Origin of the sequence: Aliivibrio sp. EL58, assembly GCF_900312675.1 — a bacterium.
GTDB lineage: Bacteria > Pseudomonadota > Gammaproteobacteria > Enterobacterales > Vibrionaceae > Aliivibrio.
This window is the reverse complement of sequence record NZ_OMPC01000001.1, coordinates 526,999-540,843: the sequence shown is the minus strand read 5'-3', so window position 1 is coordinate 540,843 and position 13,845 is coordinate 526,999. Positions and strand designations below refer to the sequence as shown.

At 34.0% G+C, this 13,845-nt stretch carries 10 protein-coding genes and 1 pseudogene; 6 read left to right on the top strand and 5 right to left on the bottom strand.

Features of this window, described 5'->3' with window-relative positions; translation table 11 throughout:
- Positions 1-100: 100 nt before the first annotated feature.
- Together ED622_RS02255 and ED622_RS02250 are read right to left on the bottom strand one after the other, a co-directional pair.
- Positions 101-4,183 (bottom strand): Ig-like domain-containing protein, encoded by a 4,083-nt coding sequence (locus ED622_RS02255; protein ID WP_122032338.1) that lies wholly within the window; start codon positions 4,181-4,183, stop codon positions 101-103.
- Complete coding sequence (locus ED622_RS02250) at positions 4,180-5,202, bottom strand: OmpA family protein (protein WP_122032337.1); 1,023 nt, start codon at positions 5,200-5,202, stop codon at positions 4,180-4,182. Before ED622_RS02250 ends, ED622_RS02255 begins: the two co-directional genes overlap by 4 nt.
- A 290-nt stretch (positions 5,203-5,492) precedes the next feature.
- On the opposite strand from ED622_RS02250, the gene ED622_RS02245 reads away from it, so the two are divergent.
- Together ED622_RS02245 and ED622_RS02240 are read left to right on the top strand one after the other, a co-directional pair.
- Positions 5,493-5,696 carry a hypothetical protein gene (locus tag ED622_RS02245; RefSeq protein WP_122032336.1) on the top strand — a complete coding sequence of 68 codons (204 nt, stop codon included), beginning with the start codon at positions 5,493-5,495 and terminating at the stop codon, positions 5,694-5,696.
- A complete protein-coding gene (locus ED622_RS02240; protein WP_122032335.1) occupies positions 5,689-6,210 on the top strand; it encodes a superoxide dismutase family protein in 522 nt (173 codons plus the stop codon). Before ED622_RS02245 ends, ED622_RS02240 begins: the two co-directional genes overlap by 8 nt.
- A gap of 45 nt (positions 6,211-6,255) precedes the next feature.
- Here ED622_RS02240 and ED622_RS02235 read toward each other — a convergent pair whose 3' ends face one another.
- On the bottom strand, positions 6,256-6,615 hold the full coding sequence (locus tag ED622_RS02235) for a hypothetical protein (protein ID WP_162922424.1): 360 nt from the start codon (positions 6,613-6,615) through the stop codon (positions 6,256-6,258).
- A 506-nt stretch (positions 6,616-7,121) separates the two neighbouring features.
- On the opposite strand from ED622_RS02235, the gene ED622_RS02230 reads away from it, so the two are divergent.
- Entirely contained in the window at positions 7,122-8,669 is a 1,548-nt protein-coding gene (locus ED622_RS02230) for a methyl-accepting chemotaxis protein (protein ID WP_122032333.1), read from the top strand.
- Positions 8,670-8,713: 44 nt separating this feature from the next.
- On the opposite strand, the gene ED622_RS02225 is transcribed toward ED622_RS02230, so the two are convergent.
- Complete coding sequence (locus tag ED622_RS02225) at positions 8,714-9,478, bottom strand: AraC family transcriptional regulator (protein ID WP_122032332.1); 765 nt, start codon at positions 9,476-9,478, stop codon at positions 8,714-8,716.
- A 759-nt stretch (positions 9,479-10,237) separates the two neighbouring features.
- On the opposite strand from ED622_RS02225, the pseudogene ED622_RS02220 reads away from it, so the two are divergent.
- Positions 10,238-10,394: pseudogene (locus ED622_RS02220) on the top strand (peptidase M20); the annotation flags it as partial.
- Between the two features lie 80 nt (positions 10,395-10,474).
- Here the strand turns inward: ED622_RS02220 and ED622_RS02215 are convergent.
- Positions 10,475-12,385: an amidohydrolase gene (locus ED622_RS02215; protein ID WP_122032331.1), complete on the bottom strand. Its 1,911-nt coding sequence runs from the start codon at positions 12,383-12,385 to the stop codon at positions 10,475-10,477.
- A gap of 147 nt (positions 12,386-12,532) precedes the next feature.
- Here ED622_RS02215 and ED622_RS02210 point away from each other — a divergent pair, with 147 nt between their 5' ends.
- Entirely contained in the window at positions 12,533-13,423 is an 891-nt protein-coding gene (locus tag ED622_RS02210; protein WP_122032330.1) for a LysR family transcriptional regulator, read from the top strand.
- A 119-nt stretch (positions 13,424-13,542) separates the two neighbouring features.
- On the top strand, positions 13,543-13,713 hold the full coding sequence (locus tag ED622_RS19920; protein WP_162922423.1) for a hypothetical protein: 171 nt from the start codon (positions 13,543-13,545) through the stop codon (positions 13,711-13,713).
- Positions 13,714-13,845: the final 132 nt, after the last annotated feature.

The following is a 13,845-nucleotide window of genomic DNA, read 5'->3' as shown; positions in this document are numbered from 1 at the left end:
TTTTATTATCAGAAATAAAAATAAAAAAACCGAGTACATATTAAATATACTCGGTTTTTATAAAACAAATTTAATTTAGAATGTTTTTACTATATGAAATCTATTTAGCACGAACAAACACAAGCGTTTCTCCCCAGATTACCGAGTTATGATGAAAAGTAGCCGATATTCTTGCGGCATTTCCTTCGTTCGAACTAACTGCAGTTACCATTCCAGTCTGATCAACAGTGATGTCTTGCGGATCACTGCTTTCCCAAGTTGCTTGATTAGTTATATCTACAACTCGGCCATCTCCATACTGAGCTTCAGCCTTAAGCTGCAATTGACTACCAGTCGTAACAAACTGATTTCTAGGCGAAACGCTTACAAAAGGACGAGCAACTGTCACATTAGCACGGCCACTGATACCATCTTTTGTCGCTGTAATTATCGTACTGCCATTACGCACACCCACAGCAAGTCCTTCTGTACTAATCGTCGCAACATTTGCATTCCCACTAGTCCATGAAACTTCATTAGTAATATCACGACTCGTATTATCACTATAAGATCCTGTTGCTACATACTGCAGCTCATCGCCATCACTAATGGTAATTGTCGAAGGAGTAATCTGAATACTTTCAAGAACTACCCCTATAACATTTAGCTCAGAATCATTACTAACGATACCATCTTTTGCAGCACTTATCGTTGTACTCCCTACCCCCACACCAATAGCTAACCCTGTTTGACTAACTGTTGCTACCCTCGTATCATCACTCATCCATGATACATCATTAGAGATAGCACGGGAGCTACCGTCACTATAAACCCCTGTCGCAATATATTGTTGATTATTACTTACAGTAATGTCCGCGTTTGACGGTGACAATTCAATACTTCTAAGAATTGCAGCTGTAACATTGATTACTGAATCATTACTAACAATACTATCTTTTGAGGCCTTTATTGTTGAATTCCCTATATCAACCCCCACAGCAAGACCACTACTACTAATGGTCGCAACCGCTGTTACTGTACTTTGCCATGAAACTTCTGAGCTAATATCACGATGACTATCGTCACTATAATAACCCGTCGCAACATATTGTTGGTTATTACCCTTCGCAAGACTAACATTTAAAGGAGTTAATTCGATTCTCTCAAGGATCGCAGCGGTTACTGTCAATGTAGCCTCGTTACTATTAATCCCATTTAAAGAACCAGTTATTGTAACATTACCTTCAATAACACCCTGCGCTAAACCAACATTTGTAATCGTTGCAATACTTCTATCTGATGAATTCCAATTAATTCGTCCTGTAACATCCAATGTCGAGTTATCAGAATATGTAGCAACTGCCGTATATTGCTGTTGATTACCCTTAGGGATACTTTGCATTGCTGGCGTTATCTGCAAAGAACGCACAACAGCTGAAGTTATTGTTAATGTTGCTGAATTGCTACTTACACCGTTCAATGTTGCTTGTATCGTTACCACTCCCTCAGTAACACCGGTCCCTAAGCCTTCAGAACTAATTGTTGCAACTCCAGTATTAGAACTAGACCAACTGACACTATCACTAACATCTTTTGTTGTGTTGTTATTATAAGTGGCCACCGCAACATATTGTTGGGTATCACCTTTAGCAATACTCTTCGTAGGAGGTGTGACCTGAATAGAAACAACACTTGCACTTATAACTGTTAATGTCGCTTCATTACTTGAAACTTCATCTTGTCTTGCAAAAATCTGAACCTCTCCAAGACTAACACCTGTTGCTAAACCTTGAGTATTAATAGTTGCTAAACCCGTATCAGAACTAGACCAACTAACCAAGTTAGTGACATCGGCGGTATGGCCATCCGTATAGGTTGCAGTAGCTAAATACCGTTGAGTATTACCTTCTGCAATACTTACTGTTGCTGGAGTTATCTGGATAGAAACAAGTTCAGCCACAGTTACTGATAAGGTAGCTTGATTACTAACATTCGAATTTAATTCAGCTAAAATTTTAACTTGGCCTTCATGATCGCCACTCGCTAAACCGCCAGATACTCCAGAAGAAATAGTAACTAAAGCCGGGTTGGAACTACTCCAAGTAACAGAATCTGTAATATCTACATTCTGATCATCACTATAGTAACCCACAGCGGTATACTGTTGTGCATTACCCTTTGCAATACTGACTTCAGGAGGCGTAATTTGTATAGACTCTAGCTCTGCAGCAGTCACAGTTAAAGTTACATTATTACTAGTAACAGAATTAAATGTAGCATGAACATTAACTTCGCCCTCGCTAACACCAGTCGCTAAACCAACTGATGTAATCGAGGCAAGCAAAGTATCAGAACTAAACCAGCTGACTGAACTACTAATATCAACAGTTGTATTATCCGTATAAGTAGCAGTCGCGATATATTGTTGTGTATTACCTTTTGCGACACTTGCACTCGGTGGTGTTATTTGAATTGATATAACATCCGCCGCCGCAACATTTAACACTGCGGTATTACTTATGATTTTCCCCAAAGTAGCTTTAATATCTATATTACTACCTATAGCAACCCCAGAAGCTAGGCCGTGAATAGAAATAGTAGCTACATTTTTATCAGAACTAGACCAACTTACTAGCGTGCTGATATCTTGCACCTTACCATCAGTATATGTACCTAATGCCTCATATTGCTGAGTATTACCTTTTGCTATGCTTTTTCTTGCGGGCGTAATTTGAATTGATTGCAGTTCAGCAGAAGTCACCGTTAATTCTGAATCGTTACTTACTACAGAATCCAAAGATGCAGTCACCGTAACTTGGCCAACTTTAACACCAGAGCCTAACCCACCAACACTCACTGTCGCAATTGCTGAATCCGAGCTTAGCCAACTAACATTGTCATTAACAACAGCAAAACTACCATCAGTATAAGTCGCTGTTGCTGTATATTGATGAGATGTACCTTTTGCAAGACTATAAACAGCAGGGGAAACCTGAAGACTAACAACTTCAGCAGCAGTGACAGATAAAGCTGCATTTTCACTATTAATACCACCAAAAATAGCGTTAATAGTAGAACTTCCAATCGCTATTCCATTAGCAACTCCATTAGTTATTGTTGCAGTACGAGTATCAGAGCTATTCCAAGTAGCCCGAGCTGTCACATCTGTTTTTTTTCCATCAGAATAAGTAGCCAAAGCTTCATATTTTTGAGAATTACCCTTAGCAATACTGACATTTAAAGGAGTAATATTAAGAACTGTGACAACTGCATCCGTAATTTCTAAAGAGGCATTATTACTTTTAATCCCGCCAATAGAGGCTTGAATATTAACGTCTCCAATTTCGTCGCCAGAAGCCAAACCACGCTCAGAGATAGAAACACCATCACCAGTAACAACCCAACTAACATCATTAGTAATATCTTGAGTTGTATTATCACTTAACGTACCTACTGCTGTGTATTGTTGTTTATTTCCCTTAGCTATCACTTTAACTGCAGGCTCAATCTGAATAGAAGTTATTGCTGCATTAGTTACTATCAAATCCGCTACGTTACTTTTTATTTCTCCTAACATGGCAAAAATTGCCATGTTTCCTGTACCAACGGCAGTTGCTTTACCTGTTGGTGTCATAGTCACTTTTGTTGGGCTTGAAACGAACCACTCAATACGATCATGATTATTAATAATCATTGTTGTTCCATCAGTGTAAGTCGCCACAGCTTCATATTGCTGAAAACTACCTAAAGGAATATTCTTCATTGCTGGCGTAATCTGAATAGAAACGGCTTCTGCTGGATTGACTAAAATAACAAGCTCATTACTTACGATATTCCCAAGAGTAGCAACAATTTCACTTTGACCTTCTGCTACCCCTCTAGTAATACCAACATTAGAGACACTAACGATTAACTGTTCTGAACTTACCCAATCAACCTTATCAGTAATATTTTCATTTGAGCCGTCGCTATAAGCTCCAGTTGCGATTAACGGTAATTTATTTCCTTTTGCAACCTGCAAGTCACTTCTACCAAAACTTAATTTTTCAGCAGGTGCTATTTGAATACTAACTAATACTTTATCGACACCATCATTTGTTGGAGGAACACTAAACGCATCTTCAGCATTACATCCAAATAGGCTTATGGTTGTTAGAAATAGAGTAAGTAACTTAACACCCATTATGGTTATAGATTTAATCATTTTGAGGCCACTACTTCATAAGAGAAACTAGGAATATTCATATCAACACGAAGGTTCTGACTTCTTCCTACTGCTGTCATATTGCTCGCAACAGGATTTGTTTCACCATCTGCACGAACCGTTATTCTAGATATTGAAATACCTCTATCAGTGAAAAAACGCGCCACACTATTTGCACGTTTTTGCGATAATCTTTGATTAGCAGCATAAGAACCAATGGAGTCTGTATTACCGGTTAAAATCAGATTACTTTGTGGATATTTATTAAGAATATCCAACACTTTTTTCAGTTCAAGACTTCCCGTATCAACCTTACTGCTAGCAAATGAAAAATACGTTACATACGATTCTTCATTTGTAGTAATTGTCTTTTTAACCGGAATAACAACAGGTACTGGAGGTAAAATTTTAGGCTCCTTTTTAACTATGATTTTTTTCTCAGCAATCACTTTCTTTTCATTAAAAAATTTATAATTTAAATTAATAACAAAGGAATTATTATCATATCTACCAGTATATTTATCACCAATTTCATTTATATATTTAAAGCCACCTTCAATATCAATATTAGGCGTCACCGCATAACTAATACCAACCTCACCTAGTGGAGAAACACCTTGTGTTGAACGTGTTTCAGCTCCTTGAATATGCTTATCAACATCCCAATAAGCCACACCTATTCTCGCGTAGGCTTTATAGTTTTGCTGTAATACCCAATCATAGCGAAGTGCAGTTTCAAACCACATAGGATTAATTTCTATATTATTTTCACGAGCTTTAAGGCCTCCTGAATATTGGTAACCAATATCCCAACGCCAAGCATCATTAAACTGAACTCCAGAGCTAACGCCAAAAGACGGTGCACTAGGATCTGAATAACTATAATTATCATCATCAGCAAACTGATAACTCAGATTTCCACCGATAAAATAACTTGGATAAACAATTTCTGCTTTAGCAGAAAAAACTAAAAAAACAGATAAAGCCGACACTACTTTAATGGAAAGAGAAGTACACATTAGATAATCACCTATGTTTCTAATAAATTCCCACCGATATTAAATAAGTAAAAGGCAAATAAAAACAATAAAACATGCAAAAACATCATGTAATTACGCACAAAAACACTAACCAAACCACATACAATAAAACAATAAAATAAACAATAAATTTTTTTTAAATATATAAAATTTCATGCAATTTTATGAAAGGTTTATTAAAACAATAAAAAGTAATATCTTTCCACCCTCTTATTTTTATAAAGTTAGCTAGCTTACAATAAATCATAAATTTCGATTAGAGGCTTATTATGAAAATAAAAGAAATAAAGGACCAGATTAAACTAAAAAATCAAGCAAAAGAAAGGATAATGAAAATAAAGATGACACTTATTAGTGAGATAGCAAAAGAGAATGATAGTAAAAAAAATAAACGGATAAAAGAACTACTAGTAGAATACAACAATGCGATTTTTATTTATGAATCAATACAAGTGAAAGAAAAAAATGAATAAGATATTATTTTTCTATTTTATAACTTTATTACCATTTTATTCGATTGGATCAACTAATGATATTAGCGTAAAAATGAAAGATCTAAAAACTGGTGAGTTAATAGGAGATATAACAATAAAAAGTAGTTTATACGGTGTAGTATTTACACCAAATCTAATAAATTTAGAACCAGGGTTACATGGTTTTCATATTCACGAAAAAGGAGATTGTGGTACAGCTCTTATGAATGGAATATATATATTAGGAGGAAAAGCTGGTGGTCATTATGACCCAGAAAAGGCAAAAAAACACGGTTTTCCATGGACGACAGATAATCATAAGGGGGACCTACCACCATTATATGTAGATAATAATGGCGATGCGACAAACCCCGTCCTTGCTCCTCGTATAAAGATTAAAGAGTTAAAAGGAAAGTCCATAATGGTGCATAAAGGCTCGGATAATCATTCAGATCACCCTGCACCTCTTGGAGGGGGATATGATCGTATTTCATGTGGTGTAATAATAAACTAAGTAATAAGGGTTTGTATACAAACCCTTATTTTAATAAGTTTTTATTTATTCTTTTATCTCTTCAACAATTAAAAGTAAAATATACTCAACCTCATTTAAGAATATTATAGTTCTTAATGTGATGTATTTTTTATAAAAAAAGAGTTCTCTTTTTATGCATGTTTGCCTATTTACTAAAAATACTGATTCTAGATGTTTACAGTATAATGCATTTGCTTTTATTAACGGATCATTTGTCATTCCTATAATATTATCAATTACGCTATATTCTTCATTACTTACTCCACAATAAAATTGAGACTTATATGAAGAATTCGCATAAACCATAATTCCACTAGTCGTAGTTAATACTGATGGTTGAGGATAGGAATTCATGAACGCAAAGATTTCATTTTTATTCATCATTGGCTTCTATAGGTTAACATTCATTATAAAACGTAGGTATTTTATACTATATAAAAAAATTTTTACTAGTTACAAAGGAGCATAAAAACACAAAACCTGCACATTAAAATATTTTTTTGCACATTTATTAAATAAGTTAAATTTATTAAAAATACTGACCAATCAAAATATACATTTAGTTACAGAATAACAGCTAAAATTTAAAGGTTAAATTTTGAAAACTTACAATAATAGTCTTGAAAGAAAAATAATAACATGCTTTGAAAAAGCCATAGATAAAAGAGGATTTCTATCTCTACGCTCTATTATTGAATCCCAATATAACATTGGACATCGTCACTTTATTATTGAACCCATACGAAAAAGTAGCATAAATTATCGATAAAAATAATGCACTTTCCATAAATACTTTGCGCATTTACGCCTTTTAAATGCGCAATTTTACATATAAATTCCTCATAATTTCAATTTAAATCACATCAACAAAAAATCATGAGTACCCTGTTATGACATTAAAAAAATTAAGCTTTATAACAACCCTGTTAGTTATTTTAATAAACATTATAATGATAGTATTTATAAACTCAAATTTTGAATTTATAAAAAATCAAACAAGAGTATTAAATGGTATCTCTGACGTAGAAATTGAGATTAGAGATTCAATTATCGAAAATCTAACGTTTCAAATAAGCAAAAGTCATAATAAAATAGAAGACTTCAAACTAAGCATGGCTAAAAATAAAGACACTATTAGTGAAGTAAAATCCTACATGATCTCAAATGAAAATAAAAACCGCCTAGATATTATATCAAAAGACATCGCAGCATACGAAAGTAGTATTCTAAATATTTTCAATTCAACATCAGACGCAATGAAAAAATCTCATTTAGAAAATGCTCAGCAAACAGAAAGTAAAGTGATGAAAGATCTATCTTACTTAAATAATAAAATAACAACTTTTACCTTCAATGTCATCGCTGATATAAGTTTAAAGAGCTTATTTTTGTTATTATCATCTATAATTTTCACAATTATACTCATAATATACCTAGTTAAAAATGTGATGATGAACGTAGGAGGTGAACCAAGTTCAATCTCTTTAATATTATCTAACATCGCAAATGGAGATCTATCTCAGGAATTAATAAAATCGAAAAAAGATACAGGTATATACGCATCAATGCTGATATTAAATGAAAAGCTATCTGCCATAGTAAAAAATAGTCTTGCTGTCGCTGATAATGTGTCTTCGGCATCAGAAGAACTAAGCTATGTAATGACCGACACCACGAAAAACTCTCAAAACGAATTAGCTCAAATTGAAGGAATATCCGCAGCAATAAGTGAATTATCTAGTACTTCAAAAGAAGTCACAGCAAATGCTTTTGATGCAGAAAATGAAACTCAAAAAGCAATTAATGATATTGAAATAGGTAATTCAACTCTAGATAAATCAATACACCTAACTAAAAACATCAATGATTCGGTTCAACAAACCGCAGATATGATTGCGGAATTAAGAATTGATGCAATTGATATAGGCGAAGTGACAAATGTGATTAGTACAATTTCAGAACAAACTAACCTTCTCGCATTAAATGCAGCGATTGAAGCTGCTCGCGCAGGTGAGCAAGGAAGGGGTTTTGCTGTTGTTGCTGATGAAGTCCGTAGCCTTGCTGAAAAAACGCAAAAATCAACAATAAACATCCAAGAAATTATTGTGAAACTACAAGCTCAATCAGAAATAGCAAATCGAAATATGATTGAAAACGTATTATTGATTCAAGAATCGGTATCATTATCTGAAGAAGTAAAATTTTCTTTTGATAAAATTGTTAATTCAGCAAAATCCATTTCAGATGTAAATACATTAGTTGCTACTGCTTCTCAAGAGCAATTTAACGTAACAGAAGAAATAGCAATCAATGTTACGAACACATTTGATTTAGTAAATGAAAATGTAGCAGCAATAAATCAAGCACAGCAAGCATCAAAGGATCTCTCATCTTTGGCTATATCTCAGAGAGAAGAGTTATCCTACTTTAAAATTTAGTATTTTAGAACACATAAAAAAGCCTAGAAACTAGGCTTTTTTATTTATGCTTTCATTATTTTTTTCTTATATTGATAAAGAGTTTCCCCTTTTGCTATTTTAAATGCATTACTAGCTGATGAGTGGGAATTGAAACCACACTTAGACAATATATATTTAATACTAACATCAGGATTATCATTAATGCTAGATATCAATAAATCAACTTTTACCTCATTTAACGTTTTTTTATACGTCGTTTTATTCTTTGAAAAGATATATTGTAATTTTCTTTTTGACATATATAGATTTTGAGCTAAATAATCAAGAGATAGTTTGTTGTTTGAAATGTTCAACTTAATAAATTCAATAATTTTATCTATTACCTTTTCTTTTTCTGATTCAATTAATGATATTAGTACCAAGCAGATTATCGCATTAACTTCAACAGACCTTTTATAATCATCTTCAGAAAAATTATTTCTCAATTTATTAATTATACTTTCATAAACAACATTTATTTTCTTACTCTCACTCCAATCAGATACTTCTTTTGACAATGGAAATAGTATAATAATTCCTTGTTTTCCATTAGTCTCAATATATATTGGTAAATTAATAACAGGTAAAAAAAAAGCATTTACGTCATCTCCATCACTTGATTGATATGATACAAATGCTCCATATTTTTGGTCTTTAAAAGATAACGAAAACCTATTTTCATTTTTATCTATAATAAAGAAATACTTATCCTCAATTGGCTCTAATATTATTCTATTTTTTCTATAAGTCAAAACCTCAAAAGAGGACTCATGTGTTTTTTCTTTCATACTAAAACTCACACAATACAAAATAATGTAGGTAATATGCGAATATCCACTAAATTAGCTATTATTAATTGCTAGTGCTAATGAATGATAGCTATAAAATGACTTCATACTGCTATTCACTTATTTTTAAATGCTTCATAACTAAATTAACATTAATCAGCGCTCTTTTTCACAAAGGAGTGACCTGTATCATAAATCAGATGCAAATGATTTACGTGCAAAAAACATAACGAAATGTGCAGACTTTCGCATTGTTACAATTTTCACCTAACCAGTTACACTTTGTTAATAATGAAATGTATTTTTTCATAATTATAAATATGTACCTAAGAGTATACTTATATATACAAACATTAATATATAAAAAAATAATTACTTAGACCTATTAATAATAGAAAATTCATATGTATTGTGAGTATTTTATATGTGGAAAAATGTAATCGTTTGCTTTGAGTTTAATATTAACAATTGAAGTATTTTGTTATTTTAAATAATCAACATTAAATATATAAATAACGATATGTATTAATAATATTACTTACTAAACCGACATTAATAAAATCATAATTCCCATATTTGATGATAATGACTCTGTACAATTAACCTTATATAATTAAAAATAGCAGTATAACGACGCAACCTTTATCTTTATTTTACATAAAATATATCCCCAATTACTGTAATCGAAATGAAAGGTCTCGTTCCCCAAAATACCCATGGCATGGTGGCCTTAACAAATATTATCCTAGCTAAAACTCTACTGGTGGCGGCTCTGATGCAAACGTATTTAATGAAAGGGGCTTAACAACGGTTAACCTTTCTACAGGTATGGCGAGTTCATACTACGGAAGAGTTCATTAAAGTATCAGATATGGTAGACATTACGCGCTTTGTCGCGGCATATTTGACTCGTTAAGTTTCCTCATTGTTATAGAATATAAACAAAAGAGCCACTTTAATTAGAGTGGCTCTTTTTTATAAATGATCTGCGTGATTTTATTTTCCGATCATGATTTGTTGAAACAACAAACTGGTTTCACAAATATCATGATCATGCGAATGCCCTTCGTGCTGGTTCAAATAATTCATTACTGCTTGGCTTTTCGCCGTTAGTTGCATTCCAATTTTGCCACTATCAATCATTTTTGGCACGCCTCGATATACTGTGGCGGTAATATTAATATCATCAATTGTTTCCGGTTTTACGCTGTAAGGGCTCTCATCCAATACAGCAAAATCAGCAAATTTTCCTATTTCAATCGATCCTACCGTCTCTTCTAGTCTGGCAGTATAAGCAGCGTTAATAGTGATTGCTTTCATCGCTTCATCAACCGTAATGCGCTCTTGCGGGCCTTGAACCGTTTCACCAGATAAACCAATACGATTCACAGCAGCCCAGACTAAACTTAACGGTTGAGCTGGTGCCATAGGTGCATCTGAATGCAAAGATAACATGCCACCCGCATCAATAAATGAGCGTCCTCTTGACATCACTTCCGCTCGCTCTTTACCTACCCCTTGTTCACCATATAATTCAGCTAAGATATGCGTGTAATATGGATTAACACTGAAGTTAGCTCCCGCTTCGACCGCCCTTGGTATATCATCTTTATCTGTAATACCTAAATGATGAAACCCCGTTCTATGATCGCTACGCGGCACCTCCGAATTTAATGTTTCAACAATATCAACAGCGGTTTCAAATCCAACATCACCATTCGCGTGTATGACAACCGTATAATCATCTTTCCAATAGGGGCGCATGCTGTCTTCAAGCTCTTGTGGGGTTTGTAACCACTCACCTTCATGTCCATCAATATAACCCTCTTTTAAATGCATCAATTGGCTATACATCGCACCATCTGTAAATAACTTAACGTATTTTGGTAACCAACGGATTTGTTCATTCTCACTGTAAGTTTGAGTTTGAGTCTCTGCAATTACTTTGCCTTTTTCTGCGTCATATCCTCCCATGGCATAAGTAAAGTTACCCGCAGGGATCAACCAATAATCCAAAGCAAGTGTATCTTCCATCAGAATATCAATCATTTGATCATACATTTCAGGAGTCACTACCACACCGGGATCAATAGCTGTTGTGATCCCCCCCGCCTGAACATAATCACGAGTACGCTCCATACCTGTGGCAAATAAACCACTTTCCACCATAAACTCTAAAACGTCATTCAAGATTACTTTGGCACCATTTTCATAGGCATGCCCTTTATCCCAATCCAATTGCGCGTAACCTTGCCCTTCTCCCGTCCATGAGGCTTCACTCCAGCCAAACATTTCCATTGCTGCATCATTAAAATACAACTCGTGGAAACTGCGGTGCCAAACAATAATTGGGCGAGTATTAGAGATCGCATTCAATTTCTCTTTACTCATTTCACTGCCATGAAAGTAATTATGATAACCCCATGTCAATAAAGGGGTTTCTTTATCTTTCATTTCAGATTCGATTTCTGTTAAGCGAGCGAAATAAGCATCATGGCCTTGTATTCCTTCTACATTTCCCCATGGAAAATTCCAATCTGCAGGCGTAATAAATTCAGAACCCAATAAAATAGCACTGAGCCATAAATGAATGTGTGGTTCAACAAAACCAGGAGTGATTACCTTATCTTCAAATTGATCATCAATCGTAAAGCTTGGATGCGATTGATACTTTGCAATCAATGTTTCTTTTTTCCCTAAATCAACAATTTTCCCTTCTTGTACCACCACAGAATTTGCACCTATTGGCGTCTTGTCTGACATGGTAAGTAATTCATTTGAAGAATAGAGAATTATCGGATTTTGGCTAACAACAGAAGCGTCATAAGTCGGTGTTTTCGTTTGTGTGCAGCCGATCAGAGCAGAGAGCGCAATGGCAATAGAAGAAACTTTAAAGAATCGATTCATAATTTTGGCCTTTCATAATAAATTTCAATTTCAACTTGTGAGCCACTGCATACTTCAGCGTCGCGCTCTGTAATAAAGCCATATTACTTATGAATCGGCGTTCTAAATAATGCATTATGATGGGAGATACCCAACATTGGAGTGACTATGTTTTCTTATGAACACCTAACCTCATTTTGCGCTACCGTTGAAGAGGGCAGCTATAGCCAAGCAGCTCGAAAACTAGGAAAAGATCGCACAACGATTAGAGAACAAATCAAAGCATTAGAAGACAGCTATGCAATTGAATTGTTTAATATTCAAGGAAAAAAAGCCATTGCTTCACCGGCAGGACTTGCTATCTATAAGCAAGCAAAACTGTTGGTTAAAAACAGTGAAAAACTCAATTTACGCATGATGAATAATTACCAACAGCCGATCACTCAGTTAGATATATTTCACGATATTATTGTGCCGAATTCTTTAATTCTATTAGTTGAAGAATTTATAACTAATACATTCCCTCATATTAAAATTCATTGGCTTCACCGTAATAGAGATCAGGCCCTTTCATCTCTGGTTGAAGGTAAGCATCAATTAGCTATCATGCAAAATAAACCATCAAATGAAACACAATTCCCAGTTGGTTTTTTGAATTTAGGTACACACAGTTTTTCAGCCTATTGCCACCCTAAACATTCTCTTACTAAATTATCAGAGCTATCCCTACTTGATTTACAATTAGAAAAGCAATACATCAGTGAAAATCATTACAACACCATGCCTGAACTCTTCGCTGTATCGACCGATTTACGTTTAATAAGTAACAATGATGTATTACTTAAACTTGTAAGACACGATGGCTGGGCATTAATGAGTAAAGGGTTGGCTCAACCTTATATTGAAAGTAACGAATTGATTGAGCTTAAAATAAAAGAGTTATCCAATGATCTGCAAATTGGGATTTCCTTCTTTTACCCTTTAACTATTGAATCAAATGAGGAAATACAAGAGTTAACGACATTTTTACGTCAATATGCTCAACAAAATTTAAATTAAAAAATGATAAAAGTAAGATGTTGGATTTATCCCATCATGATGCATTAGTAAATGAATAATAATTAACCTATAGTTATTTCAGCGGTCATTATCATTGTTTTTCAATAAGGTGGTGCAGCATGAACATATCAACTAATGGAATTATTTATGTCGTCGCATTTGTTCTTATTTTGGTTGTTGGTTTTCGAATCTATACGATTAAACAACAATTAATCCAGATAAATGAACACGTCCCTACTCAATCAGAAACAAATCATATCTACGACTATTTACTCTTTAATCAACGTTAATATATTGATCTCTTGAGTGCTTATAGCCAGTAAAAGAACAGGATAAAATTAGAAACAGTTCACGGAATTACCTTAGAGAAGAAAAGCCGTCATCAAACCCAGTTATGATACCTTTTTACGATATTTTCATAT

Bases quoted from the DNA above. Each gene is read 5' to 3' on its own strand.
- ED622_RS02255 (WP_122032338.1), bottom strand. From the start codon at position 4,183: ATGATTAAATCTATAACCATAATGGGTGTTAAGTTACTTACTCTATTT.
- ED622_RS02250 (WP_122032337.1), bottom strand. From the start codon at position 5,202: ATGTGTACTTCTCTTTCCATTAAAGTAGTGTCGGCTTTATCTGTTTTT.
- ED622_RS02245 (WP_122032336.1), top strand. From the start codon at position 5,493: ATGAAAATAAAAGAAATAAAGGACCAGATTAAACTAAAAAATCAAGCA.
- ED622_RS02240 (WP_122032335.1), top strand. From the start codon at position 5,689: ATGAATAAGATATTATTTTTCTATTTTATAACTTTATTACCATTTTAT.
- ED622_RS02235 (WP_162922424.1), bottom strand. From the start codon at position 6,615: ATGATGAATAAAAATGAAATCTTTGCGTTCATGAATTCCTATCCTCAA.
- ED622_RS02230 (WP_122032333.1), top strand. From the start codon at position 7,122: ATGACATTAAAAAAATTAAGCTTTATAACAACCCTGTTAGTTATTTTA.
- ED622_RS02225 (WP_122032332.1), bottom strand. From the start codon at position 9,478: ATGAAAGAAAAAACACATGAGTCCTCTTTTGAGGTTTTGACTTATAGA.
- ED622_RS02215 (WP_122032331.1), bottom strand. From the start codon at position 12,385: ATGAATCGATTCTTTAAAGTTTCTTCTATTGCCATTGCGCTCTCTGCT.
- ED622_RS02210 (WP_122032330.1), top strand. From the start codon at position 12,533: ATGTTTTCTTATGAACACCTAACCTCATTTTGCGCTACCGTTGAAGAG.
- ED622_RS19920 (WP_162922423.1), top strand. From the start codon at position 13,543: ATGAACATATCAACTAATGGAATTATTTATGTCGTCGCATTTGTTCTT.